The organism is Aquabacterium sp. G14 (assembly GCF_037482285.1).
In the GTDB taxonomy this organism is placed as follows: Bacteria; Pseudomonadota; Gammaproteobacteria; order Burkholderiales; family Burkholderiaceae_C; genus Aquabacterium.
This window is the reverse complement of sequence record NZ_JBBEYB010000014.1, coordinates 22,529-45,380: the sequence shown is the minus strand read 5'-3', so window position 1 is coordinate 45,380 and position 22,852 is coordinate 22,529. Positions and strand designations below refer to the sequence as shown.

The following is a 22,852-nucleotide window of genomic DNA, read 5'->3' as shown; positions in this document are numbered from 1 at the left end:
AAACTGGTTAAAATGACCTGATATGGTAGATTTCACCGCCCTTCAAACCACCCTGCTGACAGATCTGTCGAGCGAGCTGCCGGCCGCCCTGCGCTTGCAACGCCTGGTCGTGGGCGTGCGCGACGCCTTCGCCTGCAGTGCCGTCGTGCTCTTGCGGCTGGACGGCGACAGCCTGCGCCCTCAGGCCGCAACGGGACTGGTGCACGAAGTGCTCGGACGCAGCTTCACGATGGGCAAGCACCCCCGTCTGGCGCAGATCATGGCGTCGCGTGAGCCAGTGCAATTTGCAGCCGACTGCGAGCTCCCCGACCCCTACGACGGCCTGCTGCAGGACAGCCCGGATGCGCCGCTGCCGGTGCACGACTGTCTGGGCATGAGCCTGTTTCTGGATGGCCGCTTGTGGGGTGCCGTGACGCTGGATGCCCTCGAGCCCAACCATTTCGACGCGCAGACGCTGACGTCCTTGCGTGCCTGCGCGCTCTACATCGAATCGGTGCTGCGGGTGTGCCGCCTTGAGCATGATCTGCGCAGCCTTCGCCTGTCACGCCCTGAAGGGGTTGCCGGCGAGAGCGATGCGCCCAGCTCCATCTTGGGCAGCAGCGCGGTGCTGCGGCAGTTGCTGGACGAGTTGGGGGTGGTGGCCGACTCCGAGCTGCCGGTGCTGCTACAGGGCGAGACCGGCGTGGGCAAGGAGTTGTTTGCCCGCTGGCTGCACCGCCATTCCCCCCGGGCGGACAAGCCGCTGGTGTACGTCAACTGCGCAGCCTTGCCAGAGACGCTGGCAGAGAGCGAGCTGTTCGGTCACGTCAAAGGGGCGTTCTCGGGTGCGGGGCAGGATCGGCCCGGACGTTTTGAAACCGCCAACGGTGGCACCCTGTTTCTGGATGAGATTGGCGAGTTGCCGCTGTCGATTCAGGCCAAGCTGCTGCGCGCACTGCAAAACGGCGAGATCCAGCGCCTGGGCACGGATGAGCCCCGGCATGTGGACGTGCGCGTGATTGCGGCCACCAACCGCAAGCTGTGGGAGGAGGTGCGGGCTGGGCGTTTTCGGGCTGATCTGTACCACCGGCTCTCGGTGTACCCGGTGCACATCCCGCCCTTGCGCGAACGCGGGCGCGACATCCTGGTGCTGGCCGGGCATTTCCTGGAGCTGAATCGGGCACGGCTGGGGCTGCGTTGCCTGCGTCTGTCGCCGGATGCCGAGAAAGCGCTGCTGACGTATGGGTGGCCGGGCAATGTGCGCGAGTTGGAGCACGTGATCAGCCGCGCGGCCTTGAAGGTGCTGAGCCAGGCCGAGTCACGCACGGAGTTGCTCAGCATTGAGGCCCCCTGGCTGGGACTGGACGGCAACGAGGTCGCGGCCAAGGCCGCGGAGAAGCTCGCCCCCGTGCGCGACCTGGAGCCGCTGCAAAGCGCTGTGGACCGGTTTCAGCGCCAGCACATTGAAGAGGCCCTGCAACAGAACCAGGGCAAATGGGCCGCCGCCGCACGCACCCTGCAGATGGACCCGAGCAACCTGCGCAAGCTGGCGCGCAGGCTGGGGATGGTGTGACACATCAGACAAGAAAAAACCCCAAGCGAATCCATCACTTGGGGTCATGTCTTGGCGGAGAGGGCGGGATTCGAACCCGCGGTGGGCTATTAACCCACACACGCTTTCCAGGCGTGCGACTTAAACCGCTCATCCACCTCTCCGAAGCCCTCTACTATAGCAAGTTTTTGGGCCGCCGTTCAATTCACAGCGACTTTCTTGCCGTCTTTGTAGACGTACAGCGTCAAGGCAGGGTTTTTCAGATCACCTTGGGGCTCAAACGCCACCTTGGCGGTCACCCCCTGGTAGTTGGTTTCGGCCAATTTCGCGGCGTACACCTTGGGGTCCACCGAATTGGCACGCTTCATCGCATCAACGAGCACCATCGTTGCATCGTAGGTATACGGTGAGTAGACCTGAAACTGCTTGGGGAACCGGGCATCGTAACGCGCACGCCAGCCCTTGCCGTTGGGCATTTTCTCGATCGAGGCGCCTCCAACAGCACACACCACGTTGTTCAAGGTGCGCGCACCACTCGCCAAATCCTTGAGCTTGTCGGTACAGATGCCGTCACCGCCAAACAAATAGGCCTTCGTCAGGCCCAGTTGCTGCATCTGGCGCAACATCGGACCCGCCTGAGGGTCCATGCCACCAAAGAAGATGCCGTCGGGCTTCTTGTTCTTGATGGACGTCAGGATGGCCATGAAGTCCACGGCCTTGTCATTGGTGTACTGCTGACTGACCACCTCGATGCCCAAGCCTTTGGCTGTCTTGGCGAACACCTCAGCCACCCCCTTGCCATAGGCCGTCCGGTCATCAATGACCGCCACCTTCTTGACCTTGAGCACCTGGTGCGCGTACTGCGCCAAACCCGCCCCCAGCGCGTTGTCATTGGCCAGCAGGCGGTACACGTTCTTGTAACCCAGTCGTGTCAACTCCGGGTTCGTGGCCGACGGCGTCACCATTGGCAAACCACACTGGCTGTACACCTTGGCCGCGGGAATGGTGGTACCAGAGTTCAGATGCCCCACCACACCATTGACCTTGGCATCGCACAACTTCTGTGCTGCGGCGGTGCCCTGCTTCGGATCGGCGGCATCGTCTTCGGCCATGAGTTCAAAGCGAACCTTCTTGCCCCCGATGGTGACCCCTTGGGCGTTCAACTCGTCCACCGCCATACGGGCGCCATTCTCGTTGTCTCGGCCGTAGTGCGCCTGGGGACCGGACACCGGTCCAACGTGACCGATGCGCACGACGGTCTGGGCCTGTGCGGAGTGAGACATGGCAGCGGTCATCACCACCGACACCGCGAGCAGGGAACGCCCTGCCTTGGGGAAACACGACATGGAAAACTCCTGATTGACGATACAAATGCCGAAAGACATCAGCAGCCGAACGAAACCCGTTCAACGCTGGCGCAACTTGGCCAACTCTTGTGCCACCGACCGTGTCACGACATCGCGCATTGTGAGGCTCAGCTCGTCACGCAGATCCCGGATGATGGCTTCACTGTGGCGGGCCAGAATGGGTGTCAAGGCCTCACGCAAACGGAACTCGAGCATGCTATCCACCCGCCGCTGCACGTCCGCCATCACGCGCTGCGCGAGCTGATCGTGGGTCAACTCAGCCGACTTCACCGGTAACGCTGCCACCACTTCCGATGTCAGCACAGGCTCGGTCAACAAAGGCACATCAGCCAACTCCAGAGGCTGCTGCCCTGCTCCGCTCGCCCCTTCATCCGCATGCGTGGGGAGCACCAAGGTCTTGATCGGCGTCCAACCTGGCGCACCGTCTCGCTCTGGCAGGTTGCGCGAGACAATCATGTGAGGAGGCTCTTCGCCCTGTACGCCAGGCTGCACAGGCACCGCTTCAGTGTCCAAGTGCAGAGGCTCGATGACCTCGGTCAAGGTGGGCACATGCGGCAGATGGGGGCGATCCGTCTCGTTCATTCTTTGACCTCGTGTGGGTTCACCTGCCAGCCTTTGGCGGCATAAGATTTCCAACGCAGACGGCCTTGTTGGCGATCGGCCACCTCGTTGGAGACAATGTCAAACAAACGTGCAAAGCGCTCAACACCTGGAGGCATCACCTGCCCGATGTTGACCAGCACGCTGCGCTCACCAGGCGCGGAGGCCGGGTCTGCCGTGAGCCAGATCGGCGTGCCGTGCTGACGCACCGGCACTGCACCTTCTGACTGAGCCAACACGTGGGGCACGAACTCACGATCGTCGAATACCCACAACTGGCGATCCAGGGCCTTCAAGGCCGCCACATCGCCCGTGACAACCACCTGAGCACCGGCCCGATAGGCCTTGCGCAACAGGCGGCAAGCGTAAGCCAGCTTGTCAGAGACGCCATGGTGAAACTCGACGATGCTCATGTTCGCACCCAACACGTCCTCAGGCCTGGCCAGCCACGGCTTTCTTGCGCGCGGTCTTGGCTACCGCCTTCTTGGCGACGGGCCTGCGAGCTGCAGCGCTCACCTTGCCTACCGTCTTGGTGGACTTGGTCGGAAGTGGCTGAATGGCACCAGCCCCTGCAACAGCCTGATTCAGGATGAACTGGGTGAGCAAGCCGACTGGACGACCCGTCCCACCCTTGGCAGCACCGGACTTCCAAGCGGAGCCAGCGATATCGAGATGCGCCCAGCGGTATGCCTGGGTGAACTTGCTCAGGAACACCGCGGCCGTGATGGCACCGCCCTCCCGACCACCCACGTTACCCAGGTCAGCAAAGTTGCTCTTGAGCGACTCGCCGTACTCTTCGTCCAGGGGCATGCGCCAGGCGGTATCCAACGCCTCCTGACCTGCCGTCAGCAGCGCCTGGGCCAACTCATCGTCAGCTGAGAAAAGGCCGCTGTGCTGGTGCCCCAGTGCAATCACGCAGGCCCCCGTCAAGGTGGCAATGTCAACCACAGCAGCAGGCTTGAAGCGTTCGGCGTAGGTCAGGGCGTCACACAGAATCAGGCGGCCTTCAGCGTCGGTGTTGAGCACCTCGATGGTCTGTCCCGACATGCTGGTGACCACGTCACCTGGCTTGGTCGCCGTGCCGCTGGGCATGTTCTCACAGGTGGGGATCAAGCCAATCAGGTTCACCTTGGGCTGCAACTCGGCGATGGTGCGGAAGGTGCCCAGCACGCTGGCCGCACCGCCCATGTCGTATTTCATCTCGTCCATGCCGGCACCTGGCTTGAGCGAAATGCCCCCCGTGTCAAACGTGATGCCCTTGCCCACCAAAACCAGCGGCGCCTGAGAGGCAGCAGCCCCCTGGTAGCGCAACACGATGAACTTCGGCGGCTGGGCCGAGCCATTGGTCACGGACAAGAAGGAGCCCATTTTGAGCTTCTCCAGAGCGGGACGTTCCAGCACTTCCACCTTGATGTGTTTATGCGTCCGGGCCAGTTGGCGCGCCTCCTGCGCCAGATGGGACGGCGTGCAGTAGTTGCCGGGCAGGTTGCCCAGCTCGCGCGCCAGCGTCACGCCCTTGGCCAGAGCTTCACCGCGTGTCAAACCTTGCTTCACAGCCGCCAGTTCGGTGTCTGCACACAGCACGGTGACCTTCTTGAGAGCTCCAGGCTTGGGCGCACTGGGCTTGGTATGGCGAAACACATAGGTGGCATCTGCCACGGCCTGCACCAGCGCCTGTGCGTGAGAATCAGTCAGGGACAGCCCTTGCGCCACAGCGACCGCAGCGTTTGCCACGCCCAACTCCTTCACCGAGTTCAGCGCCTTGCCCACCGCGGCCTTCACCCCCTTGGGCTGAGCGGAACTCGCCACCGCCAACACCAGACGTGCGGACTTCAAACCAGCGGGCCGATGCACATACAGGGTCCTGCCGGCCTTGAGTGCAAAGTCATCGGCCTTGACGGTCTCGTCAACGATGCGATCAAGGGTGGCATCGCCGGTTTGGATGAGTTCCGGCGTGAGTACCACCACCAGGGCATCGGCATTCACCTGAGACAAAGCGGGCCCTTGGGCCGAGATAGCGCGGTAGTCCATGCTGTGCAAGTCCATAATGGACAGTTGAAAACAGATCCGAACAATGTTATTCGATTCCTCCGTACGCCGAGAACTCTGGCGCAGCTTTATCGGCACCGTGGTCGTGCTGCTCACCGTGGTGCTGACCATGTTGCTCATCCGCATCCTGAGCCAGGCCACGAAGGGGGCTTTCGCGCCCGCCGACCTGAGCCTGGTGCTCAGCTACACCCTCATCGGACAACTGCCCATCATGGTGGCCCTCGCCGTGTTTGTGGCGGTGGTGACCGTGCTGAGCAGACTGTGGCGTGACAGCGAGATGGTTGTCTGGCAAGTCAGCGGGGCGAGCCAGTTTGCCTTCATCAAGCCGCTCATGAAGATGGCGTGGCCGACCATTGCCCTCGTTGCCCTGTGCACCTTGGTGGCTCGCCCCTGGGCACAGAACCAGACCGAGGTACTCAAGCAGCGCTATGAGCAGCGCTCGGACATGGCTCGCGTGGCACCAGGTCAATTCCAGACTTCCGCCGACGGCAAGCGCGTGTTCTTCATCGACAGCCACAGCGACGGACAAGAGACCGCTCGCAACGTTTTCATGGTGACCACGGACGAGAATCAGGAATCAGTGGTCACCGCGCGAGAGGGCCTGCTGCAACAGGAACAAGGCGTCCGCTATCTGGTCCTCGCCCAGGGCGAGCGCACCCAGACAGATCTGAAAACCGGTGAGAAAACGCTGTCCAATTTCAGCACCGCACGCATCGCCGTGGGAGATGCCCCCAGTGTCGAATTGAAGGTACCCGAGCCTCGCAGCATGTCCACCCTGGCCTTGCTGGCCATCGACACGCGGCAAGCGCATGGTGAACTGACTTGGCGTCTCGGCCTCATATGGGCCACCTTCAACATGGTTCTGGCGGGTCTGAGTCTGGCTGCCGGGAACGCGCGACGCAACAGCAACTGGAACCTCGTCTACGCCCTGCTGGTCTTCGTCGTGTATTTCAACCTGCTGAGCCTGAGCCAGTCCTGGGTCAGCCAAGGAAAGCTCTCCTGGGTTCCCGCCTTGCTGCTCATTCATGGCGGCCTCACGATTGGTGCCCTGCTGCTGATTTGGTGGAGAGACGGCGCCGTGCTGCCAGGTCGACACGTGAGCCGCAAAGCCCTGACGACGCCACAGGCGGAGGGCACGCCATGAACACCGTACGGAAACTGATCTACCGCACCGTCATCAAGCACGTGCTGGGCGTGACCTTGGCTTTCTCTGCCCTGTTCTTCTTCATTGACTTCGTGGATGAGATCCGCAAGTACAGCGCCCTCGACTCACTGGTCAGTTGCCTCTACATGCAGGGGCAACACTTTTACGACATCTTCCCGATCGGCCTGTTGATCGGCGCCATCATGGCCTTGGCAGGCATGGCACGAACCACAGAGTTCACCATCTTGCGCACCGGAGGGTTGGGGCCGGGCCGTGCACTGAGCTTGCTTGGGGTGCTCGGTGTTTCAGCAGCAGTCCTGATGGTGATCGTCGGCAACTGGGCCGTGCCCTGGACGGAACAACAGCTGACACTGCACAAAGCACAGATTGGCCAACGCGGCACTCTGAAGCTCGGCGGCAGTGGCACGTGGCTGCGCGAACGTCGCGAAATCTCTGGCGAGGCGGCGCACACGGTCACGGTCAACGTCGGTTCCGCAGTCAGCGACACCGAGTTCGGTGCAGTGCGCATTTTCGAATTCGATGGCCAAGGACGCTTGCAACGCCGCTTGTTTGCACAAGAAGCACGCATCCAGCCACTCGGTGGCGAGGTCTCAGTTCAAGGTTCGGTTTGGCACCTCAAGGGGGTCACGGAGGTCGTTTGGCTGTCTCGCGAGCGGCAAATCGATGAGCAGGCCGTGCGCTCAGGCGCACAACTGGTCCGCGAGTCACAGCATGACAGCCTGGCATGGCACAGCAGTCTGACGCCCCTGGTGGTGTCGGCCTCGGTCCTGCCACCTGAAACCATGTCGACATTTGCGCTGTGGCGCTACACCGAGCATCTGGCCAGCAATGCGCAGGCTGCCCAGCGCTACGAAATCGAGTTCTGGAAAAAAAGTTTCTACCCACTGGTGTGCTTGGTGATGGTGGCGCTGGCCCTTCCCTATGCCTACTTGCACGCGCGCAGCGGAGGCATGAGTTTGAAGATTTTTGGCGGGGTGATGTTGGGCATCAGCTTCGTGCTGGCCAACCATATTTCCAGTCACCTGGGGCTGCTGCACGACTGGGAGCCCTGGCTGGCCGCAGCAGCGCCCAGCGTGCTCTACCTGCTCTTGTCCATGAGTGCCTTTGCCTGGCTCGTTCGCTACCGTTGACCCTCACCATGACCAAAAACGGCATCCTGTTGTTCGCCCATGGGGCCCGTGACCCAGCTTGGGCGCAGCCTTTCGAAGCCGCCGCAAACGCTTTGCGTGCTCGGGCCGAATCGCAGCACGCGGAGATTGCACTGGCTTTCCTCGAATTCATGAGCCCCACCTTGCTGGAGGCGGGCCGCCAATTGGCCGCGAAGGGATGCACCCAGGTCACGGTGGTGCCCCTTTTTCTCGGCGCCGGCGGACATGTCCGCAAGGACTTGCCCCGCCTGATGAGCGAGATGGCTGAGCAGCACCCACATGTCCAATGGCGACTGAGTGCGGCAGTGGGTGAAACCGCCATCCTGATCCAGGCCCTCTCCGATGCCGCCTGGGCCTTGGCCCACCAGGAGTGAACCGCCATGAACCTGCACCAGTTCAAGTTCGTCCACGAGGCCGCTCGCCGTAACCTCAACCTGACAGAAACCGCCAAAGCCCTGCACACATCGCAGCCGGGCATCTCCAAAGCGATTCTGGAGTTGGAAGAAGAACTGGGGGTGGACATCTTCGTGCGCCACGGCAAACGCCTCAAGCGCGTGACCGAGCCTGGCCTGCAGGTGCTCAAGTCCATTGAGGTGATCCTGAGAGAGCTCGGTAACCTCAAACGCATTGGTGAGGAATACGCCCTGCAAGACGCCGGCACCCTGTCGATTGCCACCACGCACACACAGGCTCGCTATGTCTTGCCAGAGCCCGTGGCGGCCTTGCGCAAGAAGTATCCCAAGGTCGCCGTGAGCCTGCACCAAGGCACGCCTGAGCAAGTCGCGCAGATGGTGTTGGACGAGGTGGCCGACATCGGACTGGCCACCGAATCACTCAATGACTTCTCGGAGTTGGTCACCCTGCCCTGCTATGAGTGGCAACACGTGGCCGTGATGCCCGCCAGCCACCCACTGGCCTCGGCGCCTCGCCTGACACTCGAGCAGCTGGCGACCGAACCCTTGATCTCCTATCACCCCTCGTTCACCGGTCGTCGTCGCATCGACATGGCCTTTGCGCAGCGAGGACTCAAGCCGAACGTCGTTCTGGACGCCATCGACGCCGATGTGATCAAGACCTACACCAGGCTGGGCTTGGGCATTGGTTTGGTGGCCGAAATGGCCGTGAAAGACGACCCCACCATGAACGCGCCAGGCAGCGACGTCGTGTCTCGCCCGGTGGGGCACCTGTTTGGGCCCAACGTGGCGCGACTGGCCTTCAAGCGTGGTGCTTACATGCGTCAGTTTGTTCTGGCCTTTGCCGAACTGCTGTCTGACAGACTGACCCGCGCCCTGATCATGCAGGCCATCTCATCTCAGCCGGGACAGACGACGAGCGTGGATTACGGCTTGTGAGCGCTTCGGGGCGCAGCCTCGACATCCGACAATCCCGGCAGATCAATGTGCTCGACTTCCTGATCATTGGCCGCGGCTTGCTTGCCTGACACCGTCACGTCACCATAGGACGAGCGCGGCACCTCATCGCCAGACAGGTCATCAAGTTGGAGGTCCAGGCTGAGGGTAGGCTGGGCATCAGGGATGGCCTTGACCGGACGGGTGGCCATCAGGGGCTCCACCTCGCTGTCGTGTGCAGACAAGTCGAAGGGCGCCGCACCAATGGGGCTGCGGGGCTCCGTGGCGAGCAAATCCACGCGCGGCCGCTCACTGCCCTCGCGCTCAGACAGGTCACGTGCGACCGCATACAAGAACAGCAGTTCGCGGTAAGCCGGCAATTCGAAAGTGTCTGCCTCACTCTCGGGACGGGTCAGCGACTTCTCCAGCACCTCCATGGCCTTGGCAGGAGACGGCCACAAGGCTTGCAGACGCTCGATCACACCCGGGTAGTCCGCCAACTCGTGCCCATGCTGGAGGTCGGCCTCCCACGCCGGTGCGTGCGCGTTGAAGCGCTGGTTGAAGGTCGCCTGAACACGCTCGTAATCGGCATGACGCCCCAGCCGCTGATAGATCTCCAGCAACTTGAGGAAAGGCAAGGGACTGGCCGTCACCGAATGAACATGGGATTCCAGCAGATCCACGGCGGCATCGTCCTGGCCCAGCACCACGAAGAACTCAGCCTGCTGCTCCAGATCGATCAGCTCCTCGACCGATACCTCACGCATGACCTCATCGGGCGCAGGTCGAGCCGTCTGCACGGCCGCTACCGCCACCGGTTTGGTCGGCACGCTCGCCGCCACCATAACGGGCTTGAGCTCCGCAGAAGACGGTGCAACGGGCGCAACTGGAACCTGCACCACCGAACGGTTCTCAGGCACAACCGGGGCCACTTCAGCGGCTGGCATCGGATCAGCCTGCGCCACCGGCTCCTGCATTTGCGATTGCCACCACTCTGCCTCGGCTTGCTGACGGCGTCTCAGCTTGACAAACAGCGCTGCGCACAAACCCACGCCACCCAATGCCAGCACACCCAAGATGTACACAAGCCAAGAAGGCCCCTCAGACGCCCGAGCGCCAGTCGCCACACCTGCAGACGCGCCGGACGCCGCTGAATCCACCGGAGCCGCCCGTGCCTGAAGCTGAGCCAACATGCGCTCTTGCGCAAGGAGCTTCTGACGATCACGAGCGATGTCTTCGGGAGAAGTGTTCATCGCCTGCCACAACGCTGCCGCTGCCGCTCGCCTTTCCAGCACCTCGGGAGTGGCTGCGGCGTCATCGACCGAATTCGGCGCACTCAGGGATCCTGACATGCGCAAATCTGGTTGCACGGCGGCATCGGCCTCCACGGGATCCAGCACGAGACGTCCGGCAGGCGGCTGTGCCACCTTGGGAGCCAGAGACAGGCTGGTGCGGGACGAGTCCCCCGTGCCCTCGTCCGAGACTTTGCGCGCGGCCTGAGTCGAAGTCGCAGCGCGCGACGGGGCGGCCGCTTTGGTCGATGCGCGACGTGACGGCACCGCTCCAGGCTGAGCCGAGGACAAGGCAGCCGACTGAGGTGTGCGCGGTGCGTCAGGACCCAGTGCCGAGCCCGAACGCGAGCGCAGGTCGGTCGTTGACAGGGGCGCCTCGCCGGTACTGGGCGCCGCCACGCGACTCAAGGACAAACCCGGCGGATCCGCCAAGGCCACAAACTGGCGATTGATCTTGGCTTGGCAACCGACGACCAAGTGGTAGGTCACGATGAGCTCGTTGACCGGCGTGGTGGTGCGCACCTGTACCGAGGCATCACGTCCTGTGCCACTTGGCAAGGACACCTGTACCTGAGATGGTGAGAGCTTGTCGTCACCAAACAGCACCTCGGCCGAAACGCAATCGGCATCGAGCGTTTCACCCGCCTCCAGTCGAAGCGGCACACTGACGCGAAGGGGTTCGCCAAGAACCGCGTGGCTGACTGGACGTCCGAAGCCCATGCCGTGGGAGGTCCCAGACGCCAAGACGAGCGTCGCACCAGCAAGTGCTGCGGCCGATACCCGCTTAAAGTTGTTCATCTCGGTGCATCATGAGGCCTAGGTTTTCACTCTAGCATGAACATCCCGTGACACTCATCACGGTAAGCCCCCTAAGTGGGCCGATGCATACACTTGAATCTGCGGGGTGATTACCCCAATGACCGTTGCCACACCTTGCCGCTTGAAGACGCCCATGAGCACTGAATTGCTGACTGAACGCCACGGTGACACCCTGGTCCTGACGCTGTCTGGCCCCGCCACACGCAACGCCTTGTCACCCCAGGTGTATGCCGCGGGCGTGGAAACGCTCAACATGGCGGAATCCAACCCCGATGTCCGCGCGGTGGTGATCACGGGTGCCGGGGGACACTTCTGTGGTGGAGGCGATCTGCAGCGACTGGCTCACAACCGTGCTCACGATCTGTCCGCACAGGCGGGCAACATGGACGCCTTTCACCAGTGGGTCGAGGCCTTGCGGTGCTTCCCCAAGCCGGTGATCGCCGCGGTTGAAGGTGTGGCTGCTGGCGGCGGGGTCTCGGTGGCCCTGGCTTGCGATCTGATCGTCGCTGGAGAAAACAGTCGCTTCCTGACGGCCTACAGCAAGGTGGCTCTGTCTCCAGATGGAGGGGCCAGTTGGCACTTGGCTCGCGCCCTTGGGCGCAGTCGGGCACTGGCACTCTTGTGGCTGGGAGAGAGCCAAACCGCACAGCAATGGGCCAGCTACGGTCTGATCCATCAGATTGCCCCGGCCGGCACGGTGCTGGATGAGGCGCTGAAACTGGCATCCCGCCTGGGCGAACTCTCACCCGATGTGCTCGCGAGCATCAAGGAGTTGGTGAACGACGCATCACAACCCTTGCGCGCCCATCTCGACCAGGAAAAACATCATTTCCTGATCAACCTCAGCAAACCTGCGGCAGGGCAAGCCATGGAGGCCTTCCTGAACGGTCGTCAACGCAAGGGATGACGTAGCAAGCCCAGGTCAGCCGACCAGGCGCGAAACCGCCTGCAAACGGGCTGCCAGTTGTGCAAACAGGGCGCTGACGAGTTTGAGCTGTGCCATCGCAATGGGCTGACCCGCCATGCGAGCCGTCAGGATGCCTCGGTTGAGGGTGACCACCAGAACCAGGGTGTCCGACCACCACGACGTGACCGCCTCTTCGAGCGCCTGAACCGTTTCCGGGTCGAGCCAGTGCGTGGTCACTGGCTCGGCATTGGCAAACAGAGAAAATCGCCGCGCGAGCACCGTGCCGTCGGGCAAGTGAACATGCGGATGCATCGCCAACCAGCGCATCTCGTCTGGCAGCGTGTTGTCGATCTGCGTTTGCATCGCGTTGGTGAATCGACTGAAAACGTCTGACTCCAGTGTCTGAGCCAGCACCTTGGAGAGCAGGATCAACTGCACATCCCCGGGGATCCCGGTGTCGCAGCGGAAACGCAACTCCTTGCCGATGATGTACGGCCGCTGGGAATTACCCCACTCTGCGCGCCACCCTGCCGCAGCTTCCACGACATGCCCACCACCAGCCTTGTCCTTGACATGCTTGAACGCATGCCCTTCGGCCTTGGCCCATGACTGCAGCACGCGGGCGTCTTCCGATTCGACATGATCGGGATCGATCAAACGCTTGAGGGCATCAAACATGAGAGGCAAACCTGTGAAGGGGTGAGGGATCGTCAAACGTCCATGGATGAATCAGTGTAAATCACACCCACGCAATCTCACCCGTCATGCCGACGCGCCATGCTCCTGAGTGCATGTGCGCCAGAAGCAGACGCTGTCCACCACAAAAAAGGCCGCGAAACATCGCGGCCTTGGTTTTCATCCGGCAGGATTTACTTGGCGCGACGCTGACGGCTGGCCGCCAGACCGAGCACGGCAGCGCCCAACAGGGCCAACGAACCAGGCTCGGGAACGGTGCCCGGATCGCCGATGCCGCCACCGGTCGTGGAGGTCACGCCCTTCAGGCCCGAAACATACACGGCGCTGTCAAAGATGGAGTCCGACGTGTCGGCAATGGCAATCTCCAGCGTGTGCTCGGACAGAGCCGAATTGATCAGACCCGTGACCGTGAAAACCTGCGTCAGGCCGTTCCACTCGATGTCATACAGACCGCCGCCAACGGGGTTCAGGATGAAGTTGGTGGGGTTGCCAGGGGTGTTGCTGATCAGCTCGCCGCTGGGGAACTTCGCATAGTTCACGCCGTCCACGAAGAAACCAAAGATGTCGGTCACGCTCTGGGTCGGGAATTCATCGGTGGCAAACACGAACTGCATGGATACAGCGTTCAGCCCTGCTGCGAGGGTGAAGTTGTAACGCAAGACGTTGGCGTCGTTCGTGGTGTTGCTCGCCAGTGTGGCCAAAGGCGCATAGCCACTACCACCGACGAGAGCCGTCGAGTAGTTGTTGACCGTGTTGGACAGCGGCACGGAAGCGTTGCCCCCCGACGTCAGGACAACACCATCCTGCATTTGCAGTGTGGGAGTCGAACCGGAGCTGGGAGCCAGGTTGAAGCCGGAATAAGTACCTTGCTGGGTGGCGCCACCCAGAACCAGCGACGAGCCACTCAGGTTGATGCCCGAGCCAGGCGCAATCAGGGCGCTTGTGAGCTGCGCGACGTCGTTGGTCGGGTTGACCACCAGCGCGGCAGAGGCCATCAACGGGCTTGCCACCCCGCAAACCAGACCTGCGCGGAGCAGGTTCATCCAACCCTGTGTTTTGAGCATGAGCATTGTGTTCTCCATAAAGAAAAAGCCATTTGGGGCTTCACCAGCCGCCATAGAGCAATTTCCTTGCCAACAACTCATGACCGAATTTCCCCCAGGGAGAAACCTGACGCCAGGGACTTGGAGATCGTCGCGCGTAAAGAAGCTCGACACTGATATCGTGTGACACACACCGACGACGCTGGCCTGCCAGGAGGGAGTCGAACCCCCGACCGCCCGCTTAGAAGGCGGGTGCTCTATCCAACTGAGCTACTGGCAGACTGAGGCCGCGAGTTTACGTCATGCGCGCCACCGCGACAGCAGCAGCGCGTTGCTGACCACGCTGACACTGCTCAGTGCCATGGCCGCCCCAGCAAGCATCGGGCTGAGCCCCCCAAAGGCCGCCAGCGGGATGCCGATGATGTTGTAGCCAAAAGCCCACGCCAAGTTCTGCCATATCTTGGCCGAGGTCCGACGGGAGATGTCGAGGGCCGCAGGCACGAGGGTCGGGTCTCCACGCATGAGGGTGATGCCGGCAGCGTTCAGAGCGACGTCGGCACCACCTTGCGGGTTGGCCATGGCCATGCCGACATCGGCAGCTGCCAGCGCAGGGGCATCGTTGATGCCATCGCCCACCATGGCGATCACAGCCCGCCCCTTCCGCTCTTCGCCTTGCTGCAAACGCAGAATGTGGTCAGCCTTGTCGCCCGGCAACACCTCTGCAATCACCTGCTGGATGCCCAGTTGTCTGCCGATGTACTCGGCGGCACTGCGGTTGTCACCGGAAATCATGACAGTGCGTACCCCGAGTGCGTGCAGGCCCTGCACGGCTGCAGCAGCTTCTGGCTTGAGTTCATCGCCAAAAGCCATGAGCGCCACGACTTGCCATGCTGCTTGAGTTGGCGTGGAGGCGTCCGACTCGGCACCATGCGGCCCCGCCCCAGGCCGAGCTTGTCGCAACAACCAGGAGACGGTGTGCCCCTGGGCGTGCCAGGCGTCCAGCGTGTTGCGCCAAGCACTCGGTACCACATTGGCACACAACTCGGTCATCCAGCGGGTACTGCCCAAGGCCCACGTTTGAGCCCCCTCCTCCGCAAGGGCAAGGCGCCCCTGGATGCCCCGCCCAGCCACGGTCTGCAGGTCGTGGGCAGCGGGCAAACTCAGGTTCAACCGTATGGCCTCGTCAATCACTGCGCGTGCGAGGGGGTGCTCGCTGCCCCCCTGCAAGGCTGCGGCCATTTGCAGCGCCTGGTTGCGGTCAAGCGCCATGCCCGTGGCGACCTGCCAATCAAGCAGTCTGGGACGCCCCTGCGTGAGGGTGCCTGTTTTGTCGAAGGCCACCACCTGCACATGGTGAGCCACCTCCAGCGCCTCGGGATCTTTGATGAGGATGCCGTGGCGAGCGGCTGCACCGGTCCCTGCCATGATGGCGGCCGGTGTGGCCAGCCCCAATGCGCAGGGACAGGCAATGACCAGCACGGCCACAGCGCGAATCAGCGCCACTTCCCCTCCCAGGCCGGCCCACCACCACCCAAGTCCCGTGACCAGGGCGATGAGGAGCACGGCGGGAACGAAGACCGCAGAGACGCGATCGACCACGCGCTGGATGGGCGCCTTGACCGCTTGCGCCTCCACCACGCGGCGAATGATGTGTGCCAGCATGGTCTGCCCCCCCACTGCCGTGACGCGCATCAGCAGGCGCGCCTCGGTGTTGATGGCACCACCCGTGACGGGGTCACCAGGCGCTTTACTCACGGGCAGCGGCTCCCCCGTCAACAGGGACTCGTCAACATGACCTTGCCCTTCCAGTACCACGCCATCGGTAGGGATGCGCTCGCCCGGACGAACGATGAGAACATCGTCGACCAGCACCTGCTTGAGCGGCACCTCGACCTCTCCCTGCGGACCTTGGCGATGAACTGTCTCAGGCCGCAGTGATTGCAACGCCCGGATCGCGGCCGTGGTTTGGCGCTTGGCTCGGGCCTCAAGGGCCTTCCCCAGCAACACCAGGGTGATCACCACCGCAGCAGATTCGAAATAGAGGTCGGGGGTACGATGTGCCAGGTGCGGATCGGTGGTGTGGCTGTGGCGCCACCACAACCACACCGACAAGCCCCAGGCCGCCGATGTACCCAGCGCGACCAACTGGTCCATGTTGCCGCTGCCTGCCTTAAGAGCCGCCCAACCCGCTTTGTAAAACCGCGCACCCAGCAGGAACTGCACTGGGGTGGCCAGAGCAAATTGCACCCAAGCCGGCCAGAAATGATGGCCCCCCCACAGCATGGGCAGCACAAGCGGAAGGCTGGCCACGCATCCCAACAACACTGCGCCCCAGACATCCCACCAGGGCACCACCTCTTCCACGACGTTGTCGTCGGCATGCTGAACCTGGGCGTGGTAGCCAGCTCGCTCAATGGCTGCCAGCAAGGCTTGAGATTGCGTGTGGATGTCAGCCTCGTCAGACGCATCCATCCATGCCACGGTGGCCGTCTCTGTGGCGAAGTTGACCTGCGCCTGCGCAACGCCGGGGACTTTCTTGAGCGCTCGCTCGACCCGAGCCACACAGGCTGCACAGGTCATTCCCCGCACAGCCAGTTGCACCGTGTGGTCAGGGCTCGTTACCACCCCCATGTCCGACACAAGAGGGGAAACTTCGGATGCAGGCATGGCACAGATATCGGGTTCACTTCACAATGGCGACAGTATCACCTCTTGAAAGGATCCCCGCCATGACAACCCCTGCCACCTATCAGTTCCATGTGACGGGTATGAGCTGCCAGCACTGCGTCAAGGCCATCACGCAAGCGGTTCAGGATCAGGACGGTGAGGCACTGGTCACCGTGGATCTGACACAGGGTCAGGTGACGGTACAGACTGCGCTTGACGAGGAGGCAGTGCGTGAGATCATCCGTGAAGAAGGCTACGGCGTCGCCTGATGAATGCGCCGCTGCACGAATCCCATCTGAGCGCCTGCGGTATCCGCACGCGTGTGTTGCAAGCTGGCGCCAACCTGCGTGCCACCGAGGCGGTGGTGTTGGTGCACGGGAATCCCGGATCTGGCGAAGACTGGGCTGAACTGATGGGTCACCTTGCGCCTTATGGTCGTGCCATTGCGTTGGACATGCCTGGTTTTGGCAAGGCGGACAAGCCCTCTGACTACCCCTATTCGGTCGAAGGCGGCGCCAGCTTTCTGGGAGAGGCGCTGAAGCAGCTGGGCGTCAGCCGTGCGCATCTGGTGCTGCATGACTTTGGTGGACCGTGGGGACTGATGTGGGCCGCCATGTCCCCCCTGTCTGTGGGCAGCCTCACGCTGATCAACACCGGCGTGCTGCTGGGATACCGTTGGCATACGATGGCGCGCATCTGGCGAACTCCCATTCTGGGCGAATTGCAACAATGGTTGACGCATCGGGCGGGCTTCAAGTGGGTCTTGCGCAAGGGGTCACCGCGTGCGTTGCCGGAGGCGTTTCTGGATCGCATGTACGACGATCTGGACACGGGCACGCGCAGGGCCATCTTGAAACTTTACCGAGCGACATCGGAGCCCAGCCAGGGCGCAGAGTTGCTGGCGAAATTGTTGCGCCCGCATCGTTGGCCCACACTGGTGGTCTGGGGGGATGCCGACCCTTATCTGCCTGTGCCCTTGGCCGAGCGACAGAAAGACGTGTTTGCCCAGGCTGAAGTGGTTCTGCTACCCGGCAGTGGCCACTTTCCTTTTGCCGACAATCCGGAAGCCGTGGCCCAGGCTGTGACGCCCTTCCTGGCGCGTCAACTGGGGCACGCCGACCAACCATGAACGCCGTCAGGACGACACCGAGATGAGCAAAGACAGGGACAGCCAGTGGCAGCAGCAGAAAACCGACGAGGTTTCAACCTTCGAGCAGTCGGGATTCACTCACTCCAGCACGCTCGATTCCCGCCTGGGCGAAGACAGGCCACGCCAGCGGCCTTCGTCGCGTCGCAGCAGGCACAGTCGCAAGCCTTCCTGGCTGCTGCTCTTGATCTTGATGGTGGTGCTGGCCATGGTGGCCGTGCTGAAAGTGGTCACATATCTGACGTGAGCGCTTGCCGTGGCACTGTGCGCGCTGAAGCTCACTTCCTGGCCCGACTCGGTCGCTTGGATTTGCCATCCTTCAGAGAGGTTTGCTGGTTGATCTGATCCAACCAGAGCAAGGTGTCCATCTGCGCGAGGAAATGGCCCAGGTAATCGGGTGAGAGGCTGCGCATGAGGGCCAGCGAGCGCAGCATGAGCCGGTGGGAATTGAGCGGGCCGGCGTTGTCCGGGCCGCGGTCGATGGCCTGCGCCACCTGCTGGTCTGCTGCGATCTTGGTCCAGACGGTGCTGAAGCCGCGCACGCTTTTCAGGTCGTTGGCGTTGCCGCCGTCTTCCGGATCGGCATTCGACACCTGCGCCTGCGTGCGATCATGGATGTAGCGGTTCAGCCGGGTCAGCGGTGCGGCGTGTGCCGAGGGCATCCTGGGTGTGGCTGCGGGTCCGCCTGAAGCCGCTCCACCGGACGACGTGGCCTGGGCCACACGCTGAGCGTAGTCTTGCACGGCAGCTTGCAGGCGCTGTGTCAAGTGCCGTCGCACCGGGTCGGGCTGCGTGGCCAGACGGCGTTCAAGCACCTCCAGGTAATAGAAGCGGGCCGGGTCGTGGCGATCAGCCCCCGCTTCACGCAGCGCGTCCAGGGTGAGTTCGCTCATGGCTGGGCAGACGAGGTGGGCGCCGCTGGGATCACCGCTTGGGATGCCGTTTTGGGCACCGGTGCCATCTCGACGCGCCGGTTGAGTGCCCTGCCCTTTTCATCGGTGTTGGGCGCCACGGGTTGCTCGGCGCCGAAGGCGGCGGCAAAGACCTGGGACGAGGGCATGCCGGCGTCGATCAGGGCGCGGGTCACGGTCAAGGCGCGCTGGGCCGACAGCTCCAGGTTGTCCGCAAAGCGGCGGTTGCCGTCGCGCAGCAGGGTGTCGTCGGTGAAGCCGCTGACCATCAGCATTTCCTGGCGTTCGCCCAGGTAGACGCGCAGGGGCTGCACCAGGCTTTGGAGCAACTGGCGACCGTCAGCTCGCAGCTGGTCCGAGCCGGTGTCGAACAGGACGCTGCCGCTGATGCCGATGCGGCCGTCGTTGAGGGTGACGCGGCCGCTGGCCAAGGGGCCGGCCAGGGCGTGCTCCAGGGCGATGCGACGCTGCTCTTCCTGTTGGCGCTTTTCGACCTCCTGCTTGAGGCTGCTCACCAGGTCCATCTGCACCACAAGCATGCCCACCAGGATCAGGACGAAGGCGCCCAGCAAGCCGGACATGAGGTCGCCGAAGACGGCCCAGACTGGGGCCGTCTGCTCGATGGCGTCGTCCCGGTCGTCCAGGTCCATCATCGGGCGCCCCCTTCGGCGGACGCCAGGGCCTTGCCATGCAGGCGGCGCAGGTCTTCGACGATGCCTTGCTGCGAGCTGATGCTGAGGTCGATCACCTCACGGGCCTGGGCCACGTAGTAGGCAAGCTGCTCGTCGCTGCGGGTGAGGGACTGACCGATGGCGCTTTCGATGCCCTGCAGGCTGCTCACCAGCTTGTCGCTGGTCTCGCTGAACAGGTTGACGCCATGCGCGAAGGACTCGCCCAGGCTGGACAGCTCGACGGCGCTGGCAGCCACGCGGGCGGCCACCTCGTCGACCTGACCGGCTTGCTGGCCCAGGGCGCTCGTGAACTGGGCTCCGGCCTCTTGCAAGACAGTGGTGGCCGAGTGGACCATGGACTCGATCGCCGCGCGCTGCTGGCCGGTGGCCTCGTTGACGGACTGCAGCAAGGTGCCGAGCTGAGCCATCATGGCGGTGCGCTCGGAGAGGGCGAGGTTGTCGCGCTCGCTGATCTGCGCCATGTCGCGACGCAGTTGCACGATGACCTCGGCGGCGGCCTGTGGCACTTCGGAAGCGGTTTGCAGCAGACTGTTGAGCGGCGCTTCCAGCGCGGTGCCCAGGGTGGCGAGGTGCTGGGCCACGGCGGCCTGCAGGGCGTCGAGACGCTCGACGGCGGCGCGGCCACGTTGCGCCTCTTCGTCGCGCAGGGCCTGCAGCTCGGTGCGCCAGAGGGTGCTCAGCTGGTCCATGCGCTCGCCTTGCGAGGCGATCCACTGTTGCTCGGAGGCCAGGCGGGCGCGCACCAGCTCTTCGGACTGGCTCAGCAGCTGGGTCACGCTGGCCAGGGTCTGGCTGACGTGCTGGCTGGCGCGCTCGGTGATCTGGCCAGCAGCGCTCTCCAGCGTCTGGCAGACGGTCTGTTGTTGGGCCAGCGTCTGGCTGCCGACGCGTTGCCATTCGGCGGCCAGCGAGGCGGCGGTGCTGTCCATGGTCTGCTGCCAGGCGGCCAGGCGTTGCTGGTCGGCCGTGGTTTGCGCCGCTTGTGCTTGCGCAGCACTGTCCTGCAGCGAGGTCAACACTTCGCGGGCACGCTGTGCAAAGGTGTCGGTGAAGCCCTGCAGGGCGCGGTCGAGACCGCCCACCAAGTTCTCGTTAGCCAGGGTCTGGCTGTGCTGAGCGGTCGTCCAGCTGGCGGCCACCTGCGCGGCCTGTTCGCGGATCTGCGCGGATGCCGCTTCCAGCGCTTGGCACACGGCCTGTTGCTGGCTCACGGTCTGAGCGCCCGCCTGCTGCCATTCGGCTGCGAGCGTCGTCGCCAGGGTGGCCATCGTGCCCTGCCATTCGCTCAGGCGCTGCTGGTCGGCGGCCACCTGGGCGGCCTGGGCCTGCGCAGCGGCGTCTTGCTGCGCCAGGAGCACGGCGGCGGCGCGTTGCTCGAAGGCATGGGTGAAGGCTTGCAGGGCGCCATCGAGCCCGGCCAGCAGTTGCTGCTGGGTGTGGCTCTGGGTTTGCAGGGACGAGGTCCAGGTGTCGGCCACCTGGCGGGCGGTGCCCTCCCACTGCGCGCTCAGGCCGTTGAGCTGAGCCTGGGTGGCGTCGATCAGGCGCTGGTGGGTGCGCTGCGATTCCTGCGCGATCTGGCTCATGGCGGTCTCGACCATGGGCTTGAGCGTTTCTCCAGCGACGCGGGCGCTGGCGGTGAGGCTGTCTTGCAAGGCCGTGCCCACGCGCTGGGCCAGATCGGTGTAGGCGGTGGCGGCTTCGCGGTGGAAGGCCTGCTGCTGGGCCAGCAGTTGGGCGTCGAGCTGTTCGCTACGGCGCTCCAGACCGGTCATCAGGGACTGCAAGCGGTCAACCAGCACCGGCATGGCGTCGGCCTGGGCTTGCAGGGCCTTGAAGGTGGCGTCACGCTGGTGGGCGCCGGACAGCGGACGCAGGGTGGTGGCGATGTGGGCGTCGAGCTGACGCACGACCTCGATGCGCTCGCGGCGGCTCATGGCCGACATCAGGCCCAGCAAGGCGGAAGCGGCCACACCGGCCACCGAGGTGCCGAAGGCCAGGCCCAGGCCCTTGATGGGCGCGGCCAGGGCGGCACGGATGGCTTCCAGGTTGGCGGAGCCTTCGAGCGCGAACACGGCGCCCTTGAAGGTGACGACCATGCCCAGGAAGGTGCCCAGCATGCCGAGCATGACCAGCAGGCCGACCAGATACGGTGTGAGCGCCGGGCCGGGCATGGCCACGCGCTGGCCTTCGATGCGCAGGCGCACGGGGTGCTGCAGGCTGGGGTGCAGACGCTGGACCCAGGCACTCAGGTCCGTCAGCTCAGACGGGATCTGGGCCAGCGCCTCGCTCAGGCTGTTGGTGGCCGCACGGAAGCGCCGCAGTTCCAGGGCCCCCAGGATGTACACGCCGCCGATCACGGCGGTCATGGTCAGGGCCATCCAGCTCGCCCCGACAAAGCCCCAGCCCACCCAGCCGACGGCCACGAGTCCGATGATGAAGATGACGGTCATCATGAATTTGTTCATTGTGATTCGCTGTTCTCGCTGTGTTCTGGTTGTGCTGGGGGGGCGGCTTGCGGGCTTGGCGCATCGGTGGCGTTCTGGGCGGCCTCCATCAGGCCCACCACGGGTTGCAGGCGTTGCTGCAACTCGGCCAGCATCATGTCGCGCATGTCGTGCTCGAAGGCGGCGATCCATCCTCCGGACTGACGCCAGCGGATGGGGTCGTCGTCGCCCCCCTGCCCCGTGATGGCCTGCTGGTGGTGCTGGCGCCAGTGCTCCAGACGCCGCTCCAGGTAGACCGGCACGCTGGCCCACAGCTTTTGCTCGCGGGGGCCCAGCATCTGCTCCATGACGGCATCCAGGGCCACCAACTGGCGCAAGGCCGGCGAGCCTTTGGACAGCATCTGACGCACCTGGGCGCGCAGGGCCCCCACGGTGGTTTCCATCTGCTTTTGCAGGCCCAGGTAGCGCTGGTAATGCGGCGCGTACTTGGACTCGTTGCGAGCGTCGTCTTCTTCCAGCGTGTGCAGCAGGGTGCGAGGTGCGGCGGGCAATACGGGGCGCGCCGGTGTCACCTTGGCGGTGATCAGGGCCGTCAGATCGGCCTTGACCTGATTGACCTGCAGGGCCACCGCGCGGGCGTCCACCGCCTGGCCGCGCAACTTGGTCTGCGAGGGATAGGACGCGATGGTCTGCAGCGCGCCATCGAGCTTGACGGCATCGAAGGCGCTCAGCCAATGGCCGAGCCGCTCTGCCACGTCATGGCGCGCCGACTCGCCATCCACCTGCGCCCATTCCTGGAGCAAGCGGACCAGCCGTGAACTGCCGAGACGGTGCTGCAAATCCTGTCCTTCCGTGCCACGCGCAGAGGTGGCTGCTTTGGGGTGAAATCGATTCCCGCACGAGCGCCTGGCAACAGGCCCCGTCGGCGGACGAAACCGCGTATTTTCATTCAGGACGAAGGCCGTACCGCCCGATGAGTGTGCGGAGACGCTGTGACAGCCCATTAGGATCGATATCTTGCA

21 protein-coding genes and 2 tRNA genes are annotated in these 22,852 nt (G+C 63.6%); 8 read left to right on the top strand and 15 right to left on the bottom strand.

The window, feature by feature from the left end; all coding sequences use genetic code 11:
* Positions 1-22 precede the first annotated feature (22 nt).
* Entirely contained in the window at positions 23-1,552 is a 1,530-nt protein-coding gene (gene norR / locus WIT60_RS13775) for a nitric oxide reductase transcriptional regulator NorR (protein WP_339584460.1), read from the top strand.
* Positions 1,553-1,604: 52 nt separating this feature from the next.
* Here the strand turns inward: norR and WIT60_RS13770 are convergent.
* From WIT60_RS13770 to WIT60_RS13750, 5 genes are all read right to left on the bottom strand, one after another.
* A tRNA-Ser gene (locus WIT60_RS13770) sits at positions 1,605-1,695 on the bottom strand.
* 36 nt (positions 1,696-1,731) lie between these two features.
* Positions 1,732-2,826, bottom strand: a complete 1,095-nt coding sequence (locus WIT60_RS13765; protein WP_339584493.1) for a branched-chain amino acid ABC transporter substrate-binding protein — start codon at positions 2,824-2,826, stop codon at positions 1,732-1,734.
* Between the two features lie 111 nt (positions 2,827-2,937).
* Positions 2,938-3,480: a hypothetical protein gene (locus WIT60_RS13760; protein ID WP_339584459.1), complete on the bottom strand. Its 543-nt coding sequence runs from the start codon at positions 3,478-3,480 to the stop codon at positions 2,938-2,940.
* A complete protein-coding gene (locus tag WIT60_RS13755; RefSeq protein WP_339584458.1) occupies positions 3,477-3,911 on the bottom strand; it encodes a DNA polymerase III subunit chi in 435 nt (144 codons plus the stop codon). The genes WIT60_RS13760 and WIT60_RS13755 overlap by 4 nt, the downstream gene beginning before the upstream one ends.
* Before the next feature lie 19 nt (positions 3,912-3,930).
* Complete coding sequence (locus WIT60_RS13750; RefSeq protein WP_339584457.1) at positions 3,931-5,529, bottom strand: leucyl aminopeptidase; 1,599 nt, start codon at positions 5,527-5,529, stop codon at positions 3,931-3,933.
* Between the two features lie 43 nt (positions 5,530-5,572).
* Between WIT60_RS13750 and lptF the strand changes: the two genes are divergently transcribed.
* The 4 genes from lptF to WIT60_RS13730 are packed head-to-tail and all read left to right on the top strand — an operon-like array spanning position 5,573 to position 9,212.
* The gene (gene lptF / locus WIT60_RS13745; RefSeq protein WP_339584456.1) at positions 5,573-6,691 is read left to right on the top strand and encodes an LPS export ABC transporter permease LptF; all 1,119 of its coding nucleotides are present in this window, start codon (positions 5,573-5,575) and stop codon (positions 6,689-6,691) included.
* Positions 6,688-7,842: an LPS export ABC transporter permease LptG gene (lptG, locus tag WIT60_RS13740; RefSeq protein WP_339584455.1), complete on the top strand. Its 1,155-nt coding sequence runs from the start codon at positions 6,688-6,690 to the stop codon at positions 7,840-7,842. The genes lptF and lptG overlap by 4 nt, the downstream gene beginning before the upstream one ends.
* 8 nt (positions 7,843-7,850) lie before the next feature.
* The gene (locus tag WIT60_RS13735) at positions 7,851-8,234 is read left to right on the top strand and encodes a sirohydrochlorin chelatase (protein ID WP_339584454.1); all 384 of its coding nucleotides are present in this window, start codon (positions 7,851-7,853) and stop codon (positions 8,232-8,234) included.
* Positions 8,235-8,240: 6 nt separating this feature from the next.
* Positions 8,241-9,212: a CysB family HTH-type transcriptional regulator gene (locus WIT60_RS13730; protein WP_339584453.1), complete on the top strand. Its 972-nt coding sequence runs from the start codon at positions 8,241-8,243 to the stop codon at positions 9,210-9,212.
* Here WIT60_RS13730 and WIT60_RS13725 read toward each other — a convergent pair.
* The gene (locus WIT60_RS13725; RefSeq protein ID WP_339584452.1) at positions 9,200-11,299 is read right to left on the bottom strand and encodes a type IV pilus assembly protein FimV; all 2,100 of its coding nucleotides are present in this window, start codon (positions 11,297-11,299) and stop codon (positions 9,200-9,202) included. The genes WIT60_RS13730 and WIT60_RS13725 overlap by 13 nt on opposite strands.
* Positions 11,300-11,453: 154 nt before the next feature.
* On the opposite strand from WIT60_RS13725, the gene WIT60_RS13720 reads away from it, so the two are divergent.
* Positions 11,454-12,227 (top strand): oxepin-CoA hydrolase, alternative type, encoded by a 774-nt coding sequence (locus tag WIT60_RS13720; protein WP_339584451.1) that lies wholly within the window; start codon positions 11,454-11,456, stop codon positions 12,225-12,227.
* Positions 12,228-12,242: 15 nt separating this feature from the next.
* On the opposite strand, the gene WIT60_RS13715 is transcribed toward WIT60_RS13720, so the two are convergent.
* From WIT60_RS13715 to WIT60_RS13700, 4 genes are all read right to left on the bottom strand, one after another.
* Positions 12,243-12,905 carry a hypothetical protein gene (locus WIT60_RS13715; protein ID WP_339584450.1) on the bottom strand — a complete coding sequence of 221 codons (663 nt, stop codon included), beginning with the start codon at positions 12,903-12,905 and terminating at the stop codon, positions 12,243-12,245.
* Positions 12,906-13,096: 191 nt separating this feature from the next.
* Positions 13,097-13,993: a choice-of-anchor L family PEP-CTERM protein gene (locus WIT60_RS13710; RefSeq protein ID WP_339584449.1), complete on the bottom strand. Its 897-nt coding sequence runs from the start codon at positions 13,991-13,993 to the stop codon at positions 13,097-13,099.
* Positions 13,994-14,169: 176 nt separating this feature from the next.
* A tRNA-Arg gene (locus tag WIT60_RS13705) sits at positions 14,170-14,246 on the bottom strand.
* 20 nt (positions 14,247-14,266) lie between these two features.
* Positions 14,267-16,633, bottom strand: coding sequence for a heavy metal translocating P-type ATPase (locus WIT60_RS13700; protein WP_339584448.1), 2,367 nt, complete (start codon positions 16,631-16,633; stop codon positions 14,267-14,269).
* A 62-nt stretch (positions 16,634-16,695) separates the two neighbouring features.
* Here WIT60_RS13700 and WIT60_RS13695 point away from each other — a divergent pair, with 62 nt between their 5' ends.
* Positions 16,696-16,902: a heavy-metal-associated domain-containing protein gene (locus WIT60_RS13695; protein ID WP_339584447.1), complete on the top strand. Its 207-nt coding sequence runs from the start codon at positions 16,696-16,698 to the stop codon at positions 16,900-16,902.
* The gene (locus WIT60_RS13690; protein WP_339584446.1) at positions 16,902-17,762 is read left to right on the top strand and encodes an alpha/beta fold hydrolase; all 861 of its coding nucleotides are present in this window, start codon (positions 16,902-16,904) and stop codon (positions 17,760-17,762) included. The genes WIT60_RS13695 and WIT60_RS13690 overlap by 1 nt, the downstream gene beginning before the upstream one ends.
* Positions 17,763-17,861: 99 nt before the next feature.
* On the opposite strand, the gene WIT60_RS13685 is transcribed toward WIT60_RS13690, so the two are convergent.
* Genes WIT60_RS13685 through WIT60_RS13665 form a run of 5 tightly spaced genes read right to left on the bottom strand, consistent with a single transcriptional unit; the run spans position 17,862 to position 22,669 of the window.
* Positions 17,862-18,014 (bottom strand): hypothetical protein, encoded by a 153-nt coding sequence (locus WIT60_RS13685; protein WP_339584445.1) that lies wholly within the window; start codon positions 18,012-18,014, stop codon positions 17,862-17,864.
* 44 nt (positions 18,015-18,058) lie between these two features.
* Positions 18,059-18,673 (bottom strand): DUF2894 domain-containing protein, encoded by a 615-nt coding sequence (locus WIT60_RS13680; RefSeq protein ID WP_339584444.1) that lies wholly within the window; start codon positions 18,671-18,673, stop codon positions 18,059-18,061.
* A complete protein-coding gene (locus tag WIT60_RS13675; RefSeq protein WP_339584443.1) occupies positions 18,670-19,344 on the bottom strand; it encodes an OmpA family protein in 675 nt (224 codons plus the stop codon). The genes WIT60_RS13680 and WIT60_RS13675 overlap by 4 nt, the downstream gene beginning before the upstream one ends.
* Positions 19,341-21,851, bottom strand: coding sequence for a DUF802 domain-containing protein (locus WIT60_RS13670; protein WP_339584442.1), 2,511 nt, complete (start codon positions 21,849-21,851; stop codon positions 19,341-19,343). The genes WIT60_RS13675 and WIT60_RS13670 overlap by 4 nt, the downstream gene beginning before the upstream one ends.
* The gene (locus WIT60_RS13665; RefSeq protein WP_339584441.1) at positions 21,848-22,669 is read right to left on the bottom strand and encodes a DUF3348 family protein; all 822 of its coding nucleotides are present in this window, start codon (positions 22,667-22,669) and stop codon (positions 21,848-21,850) included. Before WIT60_RS13665 ends, WIT60_RS13670 begins: the two co-directional genes overlap by 4 nt.
* Between the last annotated feature and the right edge of the window lie 183 nt (positions 22,670-22,852).